Source organism: Undibacterium sp. RuTC16W (genome assembly GCF_049339445.1).
Lineage (GTDB): Bacteria > Pseudomonadota > Gammaproteobacteria > Burkholderiales > Burkholderiaceae_D > Undibacterium.
Map to the genome: position 1 here is coordinate 307,471 of NZ_JBMPPE010000001.1, position 15,185 is coordinate 322,655.

The window sequence follows — 15,185 nt, forward strand, 5'->3', positions numbered from 1 at the left end:
TGTTGTGGGAATATTCTTCTGGTAGTGGAATACTTTTATCAGGATCATCACCGGAGCAAATGTGCTCTGAAGATCTCCTTATTTTGTATCGCGCTGACCTTAATTAGTTTTACGTATCACATTAATGCCATATTTCTTTTGCAGATCGTCATACAGACCTTGTATCGCTTTAAGTCGCGGATTCATCGGATCGAGGCGGCGTGCCGACTCAATCAGGTGTTTTGCCTGCTCACCGATCTGATGGTCCCAACCCAGGTTTTCCAAACATTTCAGGGTTGCCAGTGCCGCATTCATCACAACCTGCGGATTATCCGGCGACTTGCGTGCTGCGGTGGTCAACAATTCTACTGAGCCACGGAAATCACCCTGCTTGGCTTTTTGCACACCTTGCGCCACCAGGTCCATCACTTCTTTTTGACTTTGTTGCGCCAGTTCCTTGCCGAGATGCCCTTTGCCTGCACTCTCGAATACGCCCAGAGCCCGCGCCATGACTTGCTGATTCGTCGCATTGCGCATCACATCGAGAATAACCTCTGAGGCCTCACCTTCCTGATTATTGTCGAGACAGCTTTTAGCCAGTCCCAGCTTGAGATTGGTGGACAGACCGATGTTTTCTTTGCTGGCTGCAACGGCGGCACCCAGTTCTTCTGTCAGCCGGGCATCACCTGTCGAGGCATGGACTTTGGCAGCCGAAATCGCTCTGCAAGCAGCTGTCTTCTTCAGTCCAACCATGTTTTTTTCCATGTCGCGGATCACGGATTTAGCTTGTTCCGTATCGCCTTTTTTTACCAGCGCATCGACTAGCTTGACATGATCTTCTGGATCACGGAATTCTGAAAATTTGGCTTTCGCAACAACTTTTTTAAAGGTCAGCTCGGCCGTCTCTACATCGCCGGTTTCTAAAGCGATTTCACCGAGCTTGCGCAAGCGGCGCACGGCATGCGGTGAGACGCCGACGGCGGTAGTCAGTACCGTCTGCGCCTCTGGTAATTCGCCGATTGCCTCGTGGGTCTTGGCCAGCCAATCGTAGGCGTCCATATACTTGCTGTTCTCTGCGACCAGATTCTTGAGAATCGCCTCTGCTTCCTGGTATTTGCCTTGCATGAATAAGGTTTTTGCCAGGCCGAGTCTGGCCCAGGCAACTGCCTTCATTTCAAATAAGGCGGTATAGAGTTCTTCGGCTTCGGCAGCCTCGCCAAGGATCACATGTAACTCAGCGCGTATGCGCATGAAGTCGACCAGATAACGTGGAAAATCCCGTTCGCCGTGATGGCAGGCATTGATAGCCTCGACCAGCGCGCCCTGCTCCATCAGGCTATAAACTTCGACGAAGGCTTTACGTTTTTCAATCGCCTTCATCACTCGTTCCAGCAGCATGTCTGCGGTAAACGGTTTGAGCAGATAATCGGATGGCGCCAGCTCCGCCGCACTCACGACTTTGGCGTAGGCACGCTCCGCAGTGACCATGATAAAAATCGTGGAGAGAGGCGTAAGCTTGTGGTGGCGGACATCTTCGAGCAATTGCTGTCCGTCTTGGCCGACACCGAGATCGTACTCACATAAAACCAGATCAAATACTTTAGCCTGGATCGTGCGGATCGCCGTGCCCGCAGTCAGGGCATGTTCAATTTTGTTGATGCCGCATAAATTCAGCATATTGTGCAAACTGACACGCATACCTGCATGCGGTTCAATGAGCAGTGCTCTAATGTCAGCCAGGTCGCTCATGGGCACTTTCGGGAGTATCGTTATTGACAGAACTCATTACAGAGCTAATTACAACACAGATGCAAATTGTTTCCGCAAAGCGCATCGACGAAGACAGTGCAAGGAGTCCGGCGAGGAGATGCGCCACATAGGAGGCAGTTTTGTATCAGTCCCATTATGATGATGAAGGTCTGTAATGTCTGTAATGCCTGTTATGTATGTTTATTATTTGTATCTATTGTTTATATATTGTTTATATCTATTACTCATGCGCTTGCCTGCATCAGGCTCAGGCGACATCCGTCTCAAGCAATTCGTTTTCTTAGCAACGTCAAACCATGCCAATACATAAGGTGTCGTCGCAATTATGCTAAAACTTTAACCGATTCAGGCAAATCGTGAATAGAAATTGCAGCGTTTTTTGCGTCGCGGTTTACCAAAATGCCACGTTGTTATTTTTTCGCAAACTCATTTCAGAAAACGCGCAATCAACAGGACGAACAACGAGAGCAGAATCGTCGAGGCAAAGGGAAATGAAAAATTCCGGCCAAACAGCTTAAATCGCAGATCCCCCGGCAAGCGTCCTATGCCTAATTTTTCCAGCCAGGGCAGCAGAGTGGTGAACACAATCAGGGCCAGAAATATGGTGAATACCCAACGTATCATGTGCCTGCCTTCATGACTAAGGCGCATTCATTATTCATATACTCCCCTTCTATATTGATAAAAAAGGCTCAATCCGCTCATATTCATTAGTGTATTAAAATATACTAAGGGTGAGTATGGATAATTCAATCAAGAATCACAGCCGGTGACTGCGATCATGGCGCAATAACTGCGGATCCAGTTCTACGCCGCTGCCAACAATCAGCACTTTGAACAATTCCCCCATCTCCGCTGGCGAAATCAGCTTTTGCAAGGCATTCGCCTGCGGCAGATACTGCATGGGATCGTCTGCCGGGGTCCGCATCAGGAGTTGCGCAATCCCCGCTTCCAGCAAAAATCCCGCCTGACTCATATACGCCAGAACGTCCAGCCCGCCGGCCTGCGCTACCAGTGCCATCGCCGTGAAGTCAACGTGCGCAGTAATATCTTGCAAACCCGGCAAATAAAACGGATCGGGATGCGAGTGATGCCGATAGTGACACATCAAGGTGCCTTGCGCTCTTTGCTCCAGATAATACTCATACGACGGAAAACCATAATCGACCAAAATCGCAACGGCTGCGCTGCCGGGCTTTGCTATTTCTGGCTCTGCTGTAGTTACTGCGTCGACTGAGGCGCCTTGCGAATCTTGTTCTCCTGCCGTCAGCATTCCTGCCAGACTGCGCATAAATCCGCTACTGACTGCATGCAATTCGGTCAGATAACCCAGCGGCAGCTCGTCGTGATCCGGAATCTGCGCCTGTAATTGCGCCATCAACGCTGCATCACAATCGCGTTCGCTCCAGACAAAAGAGGCTGCCGTCGATGCCATCAATCCTATCAATGCCACCGATTCAGTTGCCGAAGCATCAAGCGCTAAAGCATCAGGCGCTAGAGTATTTTGCTCATCAGCCAGGCTGACGCCAACCTCGCGCCAGCCCTGCTCTGTCTTGCACACCAGTTGCACTGGCATAGCGTCGAGCACTTCATTGCCCAGCACGACGCCATTGAACGAGGCCGGCATTTGTTGCAGCCATTGCACTTGCGGGAAATTTTTCAGCAAATCTTCTTGCCTTGCTCTGAGCTCACCGGACAATTCCACGATAAAATAGCGTTCAATAGCAATGCCTGACACCTGACATTCTGACAAAAAATCGAAGGCCAGCCGCCCGGTTCCTGCGCCGAACTCCATCACATTGGCACTGGTTTGCGCGAATAAAGCGCCTGCCAATTGCGCCAGAGTCGCACCGAAAAGCGGTGACATCTCTGGCGCGGTTGTAAAATCACCGTCTTTACCGAGTTTTGCGGCACCGCCGCTGTAATATCCTAGATCCGGCGCATATAACGCCAGCTCCATGTATCGGGCAAACGAGATCCAGCCCGCCTGTGCCCTGATGTCTTCGCTGATCAGTTGTTGCAAAGCCTGCGACGCCGCCAAGGCATCGTCACCGGGGACAGGGAGTGAAAGTGGTGGTCGTGGAGAATGAGGTAGTCGCATACCCGCATTGTATAAAAATCGTCGCCATTGCAGGTGATAATTACAGGATCAATAAGTGAGAAACCAGTGAAAACGCATTTCCATGTCTAATTTAATCACCGGCGAAAAGCCGCGCGTCGCACTCGTGACCGGCGCGGCAAAACGCATAGGCCGCACGATTGCACTGACCTTAGCGCAGCGCGGCTGGGACGTGGCTGTCCATTACGGACAATCAGAAGAAGATGCACTGACGCTGGTTGCCGAGATCAAGGCACTGGGCCGTCGCTCGGTCGCTCTGCAATGTGATTTAGCCAATGAAAATGCGGTTCAGGCTTTACTACCGCGAGTGATCGCCGCTTTCGGCAGTGTCCATTGCGTGGTCAATAACGCCTCACTTTTTGAAGAAGACCAGATCGATAGCCTCACGCAACAATCGCTGGACAAGCACATGCATGCGAATCTGCTCGCTCCGTTGATGCTGGCAAAAGCCTTGCACGCAGCGACACCGGACGGTCAGCAAAGCTGCGTGATTAATCTGCTAGACCAAAAGCTGCAAAATCTGAATCCTGATTTTTTGTCCTACACCTTATCCAAAGCTGCTTTGCAATGTGCGACCACGACACTGGCGCAAGCGCTGGCGCCCAAGGTGCGTGTCGTCGGCGTGTCGCCGGGCATCACAATGGTGTCGGGTCATCAGACTGCTGCCGATTTTGCTCAGGCACATCAGGTCACGCCGCTGGGTCGCTCCAGCACCCCGGAAGATATTGCACAAACAATTTGCTTCGTTGCGGAGATGCCCGCAATGACCGGCACCACGATTACGGTCGATGGCGGCCAGCATCTGCTGCCATCAGCACGTGACATCATGTATGTCGTCACGGCAGATACCGCATTACCGAATACCCTATCACCCCTTTAATTGAGTCGACCATCTTATGTTATCTGTCCTCCACTACTCACAGCTCGCCGATTGCCGCCGCCTGTTTTTGCGCAACTACGAAGTCATGATCAATATCGGCGTGCATGATTTTGAAAAAAAAGGCGAGCAGCGCGTTCTCATCAACGTAGATCTGTATATCCCGCTGGCGCTGTCTACACCGACTGCTGATCATCTCGACGAAGTGGTGGATTATGATTTTATCCGCGAGACCATCGCCCAGCGTATGGCGCAAGGTCACGTACATCTGCAAGAAACCTTGTGCGACGATGTCGCCAAACACATGCTAACGCACCCGCGTGTACGCGCAGTCCGCGTCTCAACGATGAAGCCAGATGTCTATCCGGATTGCGAAGGCGTCGGCGTGGAAGTCTTCCAGATCAAAGCAGACATCTGATCACTCAGTCCGCCACATCAACTTATTGTTATTCGTATTGTCCGTATTGTTCTATTGTTTATTACAAAAACGTTTATTACAGAAACTGAAGCACCATCATGCAAGTACAAGAAACCAGCTTTGCCGATCCCGACACCGCCGTCACTGAAACTAACGTAACGGCCAGTCAGAAGTCGCAAGAAAAAATCACCTACGAGAACAACAAGCTGCACAAGCGCCTGTGCCGCCAGGTCGGCCAGGCCATCGGTGATTTCAACATGATCGAAGAAGGCGACAAGGTCATGGTCTGTCTGTCCGGCGGCAAAGACAGCTATGCAATGCTGGATATTTTGATGACGCTGCGTGAACGTGCACCGATCAATTTTGAGATCATCGCCGTCAATCTGGATCAGAAACAACCGAACTTCCCGGATCACATCCTGCCCGCATATCTGGAGCAACTCGGCATTCCGTATCACATCGAGAACCAGGATACCTACAGTATCGTCAAGCGCCTGATCCCCGAAGGCAAAACGACCTGCTCGCTCTGTTCACGCCTGCGTCGCGGCATTTTGTACCGCGTCGCCCATGAACTCGGCGCGACCAAAATTGCGCTCGGCCATCATCGTGACGACATCCTGGAAACTTTTTTCCTGAATATGTTTTTCGGCGGCAAACTTAAAGGCATGCCAGCGAAATTGCAATCCGACGATGGTAAACATATCGTGATCCGTCCGCTGGCCTATGTGAAAGAAGCCGACTCCGAACGCTATGCGCAGGTCAAGGGCTTCCCTATCATTCCATGTGATTTATGCGGCTCGCAAGAGAACCTGCAACGCAAGCAGATCAAGAACATGCTGCGCGGCTGGGAAAAAACCAACCCGGGTCGCGTAGAAAGTATTTTTTCTTCGCTGGCTACCGTTGCGCCGTCCCATCTGATGGACAAGAATTTATTCAACTTCAAGGACCTGACAATCGACGGCGTCGCCAATCCTGACGGCGACATCGCCTTTGATGATGAACCCTGTGCAACACCGGGCAAGAATGTGATTTCTCTGCATTTTGGTAATGACGATTAAGCTGACACGCAGCTCATTACGTCGTTAATGACATAGCCAATCAACGGCGTGTTCGCCATATCTGGCGACATTACTTTGCCTACACTAAGCAGTCATTCAATAAAAAAGCCACCTCGCGGTGGCATTTTTATTGGATGCTGTTATTTGATGCTATTTACCTCTTTGCTTCTTTGCTCCGTTTATTTATTCACGGACAAAGCAAGCGTCACACAAATGATATAGCCCGGTACAAATTATTTGCTTTTCGCAGTTTGTACTACATCACCGCTCACACGTGCTGGCGTCGCAGGAGCAAAAGCGACATAAGATTCGCCACCGACAGCCAGACCGTCGTGACGTGCCTGGCTCAATTCTGCCAGTACTTCTGAACGTGTTTTACCGTTAGTCGCATTGCTGGTTGCGATCGTTGTGTACGACTCGCCACCGACTTTTTGACCTTCGGCACGTGCCTGAACCAACTCAGCGCGTACTTCAGCAGTCGATTTAGTCATGCTAGGGATAGGGAAGCTGACATACGCTTCACCACCGACTTGATAGTCGCCTGCAAATGCAGCAGAACCAGTAGTAACACCAGCAGTGATCAGGGCAACAGCAGCAATTAATTGTTTCGCATTCATAATAATTCTCCGATAAATTAGGTTAATGACTCTAGGCAGTGGGACACAGTCCCTATGTTCTGCCTCGGTGAGTCGCGCACTGTTTGCTACTTTTACTGCGGTGTCGTGCTCATCGATGAAGCAAGTCTATACAAGCCGGATCAATCAATAAAGGCGACAAATCACAATGAATTGTTGCGCAATAAGGAATAATTGAACAATCCTTGATGACTGGATAACAAATTTCTTCACCTTATCGTATGATTTGTTCCAACTCCCTCTATTTCCAGACGAAACGGATCCTCAATTGTCCACCACCAAATTAGACTCAGGCCAGCTTCACATCTGGCTGGCAGGCGTAGCGCGCAAAGATGCCGCGGCATTTAAATCGCTCTACGAAACAACTTCGCCGAAACTGTTTGGCTTTGCGCTACGTATATTAGTTAAGCGCGAACTGGCGGAAGAAGTGTTGCAAGAGAGTTTTGTCAACATCTGGAACAATGCCGCCAGTTACCAGTCAAGTCTGGCCGCGCCCATGACCTGGATGACAACCATCGTGCGCAATCGCGCCTTTGACCTGTTACGCAGACTCGATCATGACGTAGAAATTGACGCGGATAACTTCGATATGGATGTCGTGCACGCACTGGAAAGCGGCGAACTCACCCCGATACAGTCACTGGAAATGACACAAGACGCCCAGGCACTCGCGTCCTGCATGTCACGGCTGGAAGGCTTGCATCGTCAGGCCATGGCACTGGCGTTTTATCACGACCTGTCTCATAGCGAAGTCGCCGAACAGATGAAATTACCGATGGGTACCGTCAAGACCTGGATACGCCGCGGATTAGACAAGCTGCGCACCTGCCTTGGCAAAATGGAGTTAGCATGAATATCCAGAACAAGCCCAACCTGCAACAGAAGTTGGCAGCCGAATACGTACTAGGCACCTTACGCGGTGGCGCACGCCGCCGCTTTGAAAGCTGGCTAAACCGCGACGCCCACCTGCAACAAGTCGTGCGTCAATGGGAAAGCAACCTCTTACCCATGGCCGAATTCGCCAAAAAAGCGCAGCCCTCCTCCAGCGTCTGGCACGCCCTGGAAAAACGTCTGGGACTCACATCATCATCATCGTCGTCCCTCAGCGAACGCTGGGCCTACTGGCGCAACCTGCGCGAAGACCTCGCCTTCTGGCGCGGCCTCGGCATGGTCTCCACCACTGCCGCAGTGGTGCTGGTATCGGTACTGATGTCGAAACAGCCAGATCAGGCCTTACCACCGGCCAGCAACTACGTCGCCACACTGTCTGACGACAAAGCACAACCTATCGCCGTCATCACTGGCGACACCAAGCGCAAGCAACTCGTAGTACGCATGGTCAGCGCCCAGAACATCGCCGCCGACAAGAGCCTGGAACTCTGGGCAGTCAGCAAAGAAGGCAAAGTCAAATCCCTGGGCCTGGTCGCCGACAACGGCAGCATCACCCTGCCTATGCCTGAGTACATGAACGCAGAAGCGACACCGCTGCTGGCAGTCACGCTAGAACCAAAAGGCGGCTCGGGCAATCCTGACAAACCGACCGGACCGATTGTGTTTAAAGGGAACTGGTTGCAGATTTAGGGGATGTTTGACCTGAATGTGGAGCGAGTGATATTGGCGGCGAATATAATTTCGCCGTAATTCAGGGCTGATGATTCAAACGGGAACTTCTAAAAACATCCAAATTGAACAATCGCGCTAATAGGACTGTCGCAAAAACCAAGACCTCTCACCACAGAGACACGGAGGCACAGAGAAAAGACAGGAGTGAGCGGTTCTATGCAATATGGATTAAAGAGTGTTTAGAAACTCCCAAACAGAACAACGCAGTATCCATGGGACTTTCAGCGCAAAAATGGCATGTAAGCCTCATGGATATTGCGGATTGTGTTTGATTCAGCAAAAATATGAGAGAAATGTACCGAAAATTGCGCTCCCGCAGAGACGGCGATAGCGATGTTAAAAGCATGATAATTTTTTAAACTACCACCATCTCTGAATTACCCCTCCCGCTTTGGCGCAGCAATTTGTGCATTCCAGAAAATGGATCAGAAGTGTCCGTTGTCTGAGCGCAGCGAGTTTAGGACATTTTCCATTTTTTGGGAGGCGCACATTGTTCAGGAGCCTGCTCCTGAACCCGCAGGGCAAGACTGTGCGGTCGCCTTCTTTTGCTTACTTTTCTTGGCGAAGCAAGAAAAGTAAGTAGCCACCGGGCTACCCCCGGCCGGCAATCTCAAAAGAACAGTACAAATAATTCACGGCCACCTATACAGCACAATGCACTAGGCAAATTGCGTCTGCAAAACATCACCTCGCATCGATACGCCACTTAGCCAATACGACTACCTCATGTTAAAATTTCAACATCACACTATCACCCCACAGGAATTTCCATGAACGTCGTTATTCTCGCTGCCGGTATGGGCAAGCGCATGCAATCTGCTCTGCCTAAGGTCTTGCATCCTCTGGCGGGCAAACCCTTGTTGTCGCATGTGATTGATACGGCGCGTAGTCTCGCGAATGACGGTCAGGCCAGCAATATCTGTGTGATCTATGGGCATGGCGGCGATCAGGTACCTGCGCGGATTGCGGCGGATGATTTGCGCTTTGCGAAACAGGAGCCGCAGCTCGGCACCGGACATGCCGTTGCGCAGGCGGTGCCGGTGCTGGATGAGAGCGTGCCGACGCTGGTCTTGTATGGCGACGTACCGCTGACCACGAGCGCGAGTTTGCAGCGACTGATTGCGGCGGCGGGTCAGGACAAGCTGGCGATTCTCACCGCAGAAATGGACGATCCGACGGGTCTGGGTCGTATCGTCCGTGAAGGTGACAAAATCGTTCGTATCGTCGAGCAAAAAGATGCAAGCGAGGCGGAGAAAACCATCACCGAGATCAATACCGGCATCATCATCGCGCCGACGGTGCAGCTGAAACAATGGCTGACGACGCTATCGAACAATAATGCGCAAGGGGAATACTACCTGACCGACATCGTCGCACGTGCCGTGGCCGATGGCGTGCACGTGGTGTCGGCGCAGCCCGATGCCGTATGGGAAACGCTGGGTGTAAACAGCAAAGTCCAGCTGGCCGAACTGGAGCGCATCTATCAGCGCAATCTGGCACAAAAATTACTGGAACAAGGGGTCACGCTACTGGATCCAAATCGCATCGACATCCGCGGCAGCCTGACATGCGGACGCGATGTGACGATTGATGTCGGCTGCGTATTTGAGGGCAAAGTCAGTATCGAAGACGGTGTGCAGATTGCCGCGCATTGCGTGATCAAGGATGCACATATTGCCGCCGGTGCCGTGATCAAGGCGTTTTGCCACATTGAGGATGCAACTGTCGGCGCGCAATCGCAGATCGGCCCTTATGCACGCCTGCGTCCGGGCACAACCCTGGCAGAAGACGTGCATATCGGGAATTTTGTCGAAGTCAAAAACAGCCAGGTCGCAGCGCACAGCAAGGCCAATCATCTGGCTTACATCGGCGACGCCACTATCGGTAGCCGCGTGAATATCGGTGCCGGTACTATCACCTGCAATTACGACGGTGTGAACAAATCGCGCACTATCATTGAAGATGACGCCTTCATCGGCAGCGACACGCAACTGGTGGCGCCAGTACGCGTCGGCAAAGGCGCAACGCTGGGAGCAGGCACAACCCTGACCAAAGATGCGCCGGAAGGCAAACTGACGGTGTCCCGCGCCAGACAAGTCACCATCGACAACTGGCAGCGTCCGGTCAAAATCAAGAAGTAAAATTGATGATTAAAATTCGGCATTAAGTTAGACATTAAGTTAGGTATAAGCGTAAGAAGTACCTCGTCGCCATCAAAACATCAGCACCCCAGGGGGAGTCATATACTCCCCCTATTTTTTAAAAAAAACAGGCTTACCCGCATTGTTTAATTGATGCGTTGAAATATACTAGAGGTGAGTATATTTATTTTGAAGGTATATTGACAGGCGTACGGGCGCAGATTATGGTCTGATAAAGTGCCAGACTGCCTGCCATGTCTTGCCCGTTTTTTGCATCGTCGCTGTCGTTGCGATTACCATTAAGATTGTCACTACCACGCGATTCTTTCGTTTTTTTTCGTGAGCCCGCCATGAGATCAGTTGTCCGGACGTTTTTTCGTTTTTTTAATTTGTTGTGCATCCTCAGCCTCAGCGCCCCGCTTGCTCTGGCGGGTGACTTTGAGGACGGCGTCGCTTTTTATGAGGAAGAAAACTACGTCGCCGCCTTCGCCGCCTTTACCAAGGCCGCCGAGAAGGGCAATGCCGATGCGCAATTCAACCTCGGTCTGATGTATGTGAATGGCGAAGGCACCCAGCGCGATTATAAAAAGGCGATGGCGCTGTATCTGGAATCGGCAGAGCAAGACAATGTGCGGGCGCAAGTGAATCTGGGGCGTATGTACGCCAAAGGTCTGGGCGTACCGCAAAATTATGGCAAGGCGATCTCTTGGTATAAAAAAGCTGCCGAGGCGGGCTATGCCGATGCGCAATACAGTCTTGGCGTGGTCTATGCAGGCGGCATCGGTGCGCGGCAGGATTTTCGCCTGGCCCTGTACTACTTTCAGCAAGCGGCCGATCAGGGCAACGCCAGCGCACAATACAATATTGGCCTGCTGTATTTCAAAGGTAATGGTGTCAAACTCGATTATGTCGACGCCTATAAATGGTTCACGCTGGCGGGCAGCTACAATGACGCCGTGTTTTATCGCCAGTATGCCGAGCGCAAAATGAGCAAAGAGCAAATCGCCGAAGCCAAGCAACTGGCAGCAGACTGGAAACCAGAGACGGACAAATAATCAGGATCTGCGCATAAAACGCCCGCTACCAATGCGATGCATTGCATTTGTTAGCGGCATTGTGTCATGCCTCATCCATCTCACATCACCCACATCCCCCATATCACCGCTTCACGCCGACTCAATGCGACAGAACCGGCTCTGGCTCTCCACCAGATGATTGCCGCAGCGCAGCATCCCATCTGTTGTTTCCACGCCCGCCCGCCAGACCACTAAAAGCAGTCGAAAGCAAACTGAAAGCTTGCGATCGCTACCATTTGCCTTGACTGTCGCGCATCAGAACCTATAACGACACTATCCTTGCTGAACACTGGCGTCAGGCGCCGCGCTTACCCAGCGTGGAATCCGGCATCCGCGACCAGTCACCTCGTTAGACATCATAGTTATCGTAGTCATTACCGTCATAGCACTTCAGCAAGTTCGGCGTCATTCACCGATTTGTCACTCATAATTATCAGGAGACTCCTCATATGAAACGTAAGGCCATTTTCCAAGCTGTCAGTGTTGCCATGCTGGCACTCGCGGCAAGCGCAGCATCTGCGCAAAGCAACGTCACCATCTATGGCTTGATCGATGCCAATATCGGTTACACCAATAACGCCGATGCCACGAAAAGCAGCGTATTCAAAGTCAACAGCGGCGGTATGAACACCTCACGTCTGGGCTTTCGCGGCACAGAAGATCTGGGTGGCGGACTGAAAACGGTCTGGCAATTAGAAAGCGGCGTCATTCTGGATACTGGCGCGGCAGATGGCGACATCTTCGGTCGTCAGGCCAATGTCGGCTTGCAGGGTGATTTCGGTCGCGTTGTCGCTGGTCGCTCTTACAGCACGACGTATGATTTTATTTTGCCGTTTGACCCAATGGGCTATGCGCCGCAATATTCATGGGCAACCTCAGCCGGTGCGACCGGTGCGCGTAAAGACGGCATGCTGACCGGCACATCCAACATGGTCAAATACCAGTTTGATGGCGATGGTTTTAAAGTCGGTGCGACTTATGGTCTGGGCGAAGTTGCTGGCGACACGACTGCCAGCGCCAAGTATTCTCTGGCAGCCAGCATGGCGAGTGGCCCTTTAGCCGCCGTCGCGGTGTATGACCAGGTCAACGGCGCGCCGACAGCAAACGGCAATATCGATAAAGCAAAGACAATCCATCTGGCAGGCTCATACCAGATCGACGCAGCAAAATTGTTCCTCGCGTATCGCAACTACAAAAAGACACTGGCATCCGGCGCCACTGATCTGCGCAGCGATTTGTTCTGGGCTGGCGTGAACTATCAGCTGACACCAGAATGGATACTGACAGGCGTGTACTACTATCAGGACATCAAGAATCTGCCAGCAGGCACCGACGCTGATCCGCGTATGGCCGTGCTACGTGCGCGCTATGCCTTATCCAAGCGCACAGACTTGTACATTGCCGGCGCTTACTCTAAAGCGTCTAACAATAAACTGGTCGGCGTATCCCGTGACGATGCAGGTTTTGGCTCATCGCAAAATGCAGCGACTGTGGGTATTCAACACCGTTTCTGATGATGCGCTGTCGTTAGTTTAGTTAGTCTCGTTAGCCTCGTTAGTCTGAACCGATGACGAGATTGATCAAAAAAAGCCGGAGCGATGCCTTATCGCCTCCGGCTTTTTTTATCAATACGCCGACCTCACATCAGGTATTACGGCAACAGAAATTAATGCGGCCGGACTTCTTTTTTCAAGGCCGCCATCGTCATCTTTTCGACCAGCCCCGGTGCTAATAATTTCAACCAGCGACCGAGTTTGCCTTTAGCGGACATGACGACATCGCGCTGTCTTTGTTCCATGCCTTTGATGATCAACCCTGCGCATTCTTCGACCGACATCGCGTCATCTTCCTTCAGCCCGCTACTACCGGCGGCAACACCTGAGGCGTTGTAACCGCGATAGCGAATTTGCGTCGCGACCACACCCGGATAAGCCAGCGTGACCGACACGCCTGCGTCTTTGACTTCGGCACGTAGCGCCTCAAAAAATCCATTCATCGCAAACTTGGTCGTGCAATACGCAGTACGTCCCGGCACACCCATCAGTCCGGCCAGTGAGGAGACCGCTACGATATTGCCGCGTGCCACCTTGATGTGTGGCAGTGCTGCGTGAGTACACCAGACGCTGCCCCAGAGGTTAATGCGCATCAGATCCTCATACCAGCCGAGATCTGTGACATCTTCCAACAAGGCTTGCGCCGACTTGCCTGCGTTATTGATCAGCGCATCAATCCGTCCGAATTGCGCGACAGTTTTTTCAATCAAGGCGATACATTGGGCTTGTACACCGACATCGGTTTGCACCACTAGCGTGGAGCAACCGGATTGCTGACAAGTCGCGGCAACGGCGTCCAGCATGTCGGTATTACGCGCTGCCAGCACCAGCGCTAAGTGACTGCCACCGCTGCGCGCAAGCTGGCGGGCAACTTCTGCGCCGATCCCGTCAGAGGCGCCCGTGATGATGATGACCCTGCGCTGCACGCTCATAATTTGTAGCTTTCATCAGCGCGGTCGAGTTTGCGTATCAGCGACGGCCAGACGAAGGCGCCGCCAAGCCCGCCCGTCTGCACCCGCATCGCCTCTGCTACACCTTTGACAATCAGCGGATTTACCTGCGTCAATTCACCACCCGCCTGCGCCGCCAACTGGATCTGGCAAGTCGCTTCGAAGGTGTACATCGACAAGAACGCGTCGGCAATCGATTTACCGGCTACCAGCAAACCGTGATTGCGCAGCATCAAAAAATTCGCATGCCCCATGTCGGCTTGCAGACGCGGTTTTTCTTCATCCCGAAACGCCACGCCTTCGTACTCGTGGTAAGCCAGAGACGCAAGCACAAAAGTCGATTGCTGCGAGATCGGCAGGACACCGCATTTTTGCGCACTGACGGCAACCCCGGCGCGGGTGTGCGTATGCAGGACACATTGCACATCGTCACGCGCTTCATGCACTGCACTGTGAATCACAAAACCGGCAGGATTAACCGGGAACGGACTATCGATGATCTTGTTGCATTGCTGATCAACTTTCACCAGTGATGAGGCGGTGATTTCATCAAACATCAAGCCATAAGGATTGATCAGAAAATGATGCTCAGGCCCGGGGATACGCGCACTGATATGAGTGAACACCAGATCGCTCCAACCGTACATGGCGACAAGGCGATAACAGGCCGCGAGGTCAACGCGGATTTGCCATTCTTCGGCACTGACCTGATCTTTTACTGAGGGAATATGCATGGTGTCTCCTGATGTATTTAAAATGTATTGACGATGTATTGAAGCTTAGGATTGACGCAAAACGACAGACCACTTACCGCAATGTAAATTGAAGCCGCTTTCTGGATGTGGCTTTCAGGCGCATTTCGTGCCAACAGGCGCACCCGGCTTGCGGATTCATTTGATATTTGACGATCAAACTGCGATGCAGCTAGTTGTTCTCTTGGTTTTTCTCTGCGCCTCTGTGTCTCTGTGTCTCTGTGGCCAGAGGTC

Annotated in this window: 14 protein-coding genes; 8 read left to right on the plus strand and 6 right to left on the minus strand. The window is 52.0% G+C overall.

Going from position 1 to position 15,185, the window contains the following annotated elements:
- Positions 1-99: 99 nt before the first annotated feature.
- The 3 genes from ACO0K4_RS01460 to ACO0K4_RS01470 form a co-directional block, all read right to left on the minus strand.
- Positions 100-1,728 carry a tetratricopeptide repeat protein gene (locus tag ACO0K4_RS01460; RefSeq protein ID WP_422954817.1) on the minus strand — a complete coding sequence of 543 codons (1,629 nt, stop codon included), beginning with the start codon at positions 1,726-1,728 and terminating at the stop codon, positions 100-102.
- Between the two features lie 447 nt (positions 1,729-2,175).
- Positions 2,176-2,373, minus strand: coding sequence for a DUF2905 domain-containing protein (locus ACO0K4_RS01465; RefSeq protein WP_422954818.1), 198 nt, complete (start codon positions 2,371-2,373; stop codon positions 2,176-2,178).
- Positions 2,374-2,509: 136 nt separating this feature from the next.
- Complete coding sequence (locus ACO0K4_RS01470) at positions 2,510-3,850, minus strand: class I SAM-dependent methyltransferase (protein ID WP_422954819.1); 1,341 nt, start codon at positions 3,848-3,850, stop codon at positions 2,510-2,512.
- 82 nt (positions 3,851-3,932) lie between these two features.
- Here ACO0K4_RS01470 and ACO0K4_RS01475 point away from each other — a divergent pair, with 82 nt between their 5' ends.
- The 3 genes from ACO0K4_RS01475 (at position 3,933) to ttcA (ending at position 6,221) form a co-directional block, all read left to right on the plus strand.
- On the plus strand, positions 3,933-4,748 hold the full coding sequence (locus tag ACO0K4_RS01475; protein WP_422954820.1) for an SDR family oxidoreductase: 816 nt from the start codon (positions 3,933-3,935) through the stop codon (positions 4,746-4,748).
- 16 nt (positions 4,749-4,764) lie between these two features.
- A complete protein-coding gene (locus ACO0K4_RS01480) occupies positions 4,765-5,163 on the plus strand; it encodes a dihydroneopterin aldolase (RefSeq protein ID WP_422954821.1) in 399 nt (132 codons plus the stop codon).
- 98 nt (positions 5,164-5,261) lie between these two features.
- Entirely contained in the window at positions 5,262-6,221 is a 960-nt protein-coding gene (gene ttcA, locus ACO0K4_RS01485; RefSeq protein WP_422954822.1) for a tRNA 2-thiocytidine(32) synthetase TtcA, read from the plus strand.
- A 233-nt stretch (positions 6,222-6,454) separates the two neighbouring features.
- On the opposite strand, the gene ACO0K4_RS01490 is transcribed toward ttcA, so the two are convergent.
- Positions 6,455-6,838, minus strand: coding sequence for a DUF4148 domain-containing protein (locus tag ACO0K4_RS01490; RefSeq protein ID WP_422954823.1), 384 nt, complete (start codon positions 6,836-6,838; stop codon positions 6,455-6,457).
- A gap of 286 nt (positions 6,839-7,124) precedes the next feature.
- On the opposite strand from ACO0K4_RS01490, the gene ACO0K4_RS01495 reads away from it, so the two are divergent.
- From ACO0K4_RS01495 to ACO0K4_RS01515, 5 genes are all read left to right on the plus strand, one after another.
- A complete protein-coding gene (locus ACO0K4_RS01495) occupies positions 7,125-7,709 on the plus strand; it encodes a sigma-70 family RNA polymerase sigma factor (protein ID WP_422954824.1) in 585 nt (194 codons plus the stop codon).
- Positions 7,706-8,437 carry an anti-sigma factor gene (locus tag ACO0K4_RS01500; protein ID WP_422954825.1) on the plus strand — a complete coding sequence of 244 codons (732 nt, stop codon included), beginning with the start codon at positions 7,706-7,708 and terminating at the stop codon, positions 8,435-8,437. Before ACO0K4_RS01495 ends, ACO0K4_RS01500 begins: the two co-directional genes overlap by 4 nt.
- Before the next feature lie 812 nt (positions 8,438-9,249).
- Complete coding sequence (gene glmU, locus ACO0K4_RS01505; protein ID WP_422954826.1) at positions 9,250-10,620, plus strand: bifunctional UDP-N-acetylglucosamine diphosphorylase/glucosamine-1-phosphate N-acetyltransferase GlmU; 1,371 nt, start codon at positions 9,250-9,252, stop codon at positions 10,618-10,620.
- 350 nt (positions 10,621-10,970) lie between these two features.
- Entirely contained in the window at positions 10,971-11,675 is a 705-nt protein-coding gene (locus tag ACO0K4_RS01510) for a tetratricopeptide repeat protein (RefSeq protein ID WP_422954827.1), read from the plus strand.
- Between the two features lie 470 nt (positions 11,676-12,145).
- Entirely contained in the window at positions 12,146-13,210 is a 1,065-nt protein-coding gene (locus ACO0K4_RS01515; protein ID WP_422954828.1) for a porin, read from the plus strand.
- A gap of 152 nt (positions 13,211-13,362) precedes the next feature.
- Here the strand turns inward: ACO0K4_RS01515 and ACO0K4_RS01520 are convergent, their stop codons facing one another.
- Complete coding sequence (locus ACO0K4_RS01520) at positions 13,363-14,181, minus strand: SDR family oxidoreductase (protein ID WP_422954829.1); 819 nt, start codon at positions 14,179-14,181, stop codon at positions 13,363-13,365.
- On the minus strand, positions 14,178-14,933 hold the full coding sequence (locus ACO0K4_RS01525; protein WP_422954830.1) for a class II aldolase/adducin family protein: 756 nt from the start codon (positions 14,931-14,933) through the stop codon (positions 14,178-14,180). Before ACO0K4_RS01525 ends, ACO0K4_RS01520 begins: the two co-directional genes overlap by 4 nt.
- Positions 14,934-15,185: the final 252 nt, after the last annotated feature.

What these genes read in the sequence shown, in the direction of transcription:
- ACO0K4_RS01490 (WP_422954823.1), bottom strand. Translation starts at nt 6,838, where the DNA reads ATGAATGCGAAACAATTAATTGCTGCTGTTGCCCTGATCACTGCTGGT.
- ACO0K4_RS01515 (WP_422954828.1), top strand. Translation starts at nt 12,146, where the DNA reads ATGAAACGTAAGGCCATTTTCCAAGCTGTCAGTGTTGCCATGCTGGCA.
- ACO0K4_RS01465 (WP_422954818.1), bottom strand. Translation starts at nt 2,373, where the DNA reads ATGATACGTTGGGTATTCACCATATTTCTGGCCCTGATTGTGTTCACC.
- ACO0K4_RS01510 (WP_422954827.1), top strand. Translation starts at nt 10,971, where the DNA reads ATGAGATCAGTTGTCCGGACGTTTTTTCGTTTTTTTAATTTGTTGTGC.
- ACO0K4_RS01500 (WP_422954825.1), top strand. Translation starts at nt 7,706, where the DNA reads ATGAATATCCAGAACAAGCCCAACCTGCAACAGAAGTTGGCAGCCGAA.
- ACO0K4_RS01460 (WP_422954817.1), bottom strand. Translation starts at nt 1,728, where the DNA reads ATGAGCGACCTGGCTGACATTAGAGCACTGCTCATTGAACCGCATGCA.
- ACO0K4_RS01525 (WP_422954830.1), bottom strand. Translation starts at nt 14,933, where the DNA reads ATGCATATTCCCTCAGTAAAAGATCAGGTCAGTGCCGAAGAATGGCAA.
- ACO0K4_RS01520 (WP_422954829.1), bottom strand. Translation starts at nt 14,181, where the DNA reads ATGAGCGTGCAGCGCAGGGTCATCATCATCACGGGCGCCTCTGACGGG.
- ttcA (WP_422954822.1), top strand. Translation starts at nt 5,262, where the DNA reads ATGCAAGTACAAGAAACCAGCTTTGCCGATCCCGACACCGCCGTCACT.
- glmU (WP_422954826.1), top strand. Translation starts at nt 9,250, where the DNA reads ATGAACGTCGTTATTCTCGCTGCCGGTATGGGCAAGCGCATGCAATCT.
- ACO0K4_RS01470 (WP_422954819.1), bottom strand. Translation starts at nt 3,850, where the DNA reads ATGCGACTACCTCATTCTCCACGACCACCACTTTCACTCCCTGTCCCC.
- ACO0K4_RS01480 (WP_422954821.1), top strand. Translation starts at nt 4,765, where the DNA reads ATGTTATCTGTCCTCCACTACTCACAGCTCGCCGATTGCCGCCGCCTG.
- ACO0K4_RS01475 (WP_422954820.1), top strand. Translation starts at nt 3,933, where the DNA reads ATGTCTAATTTAATCACCGGCGAAAAGCCGCGCGTCGCACTCGTGACC.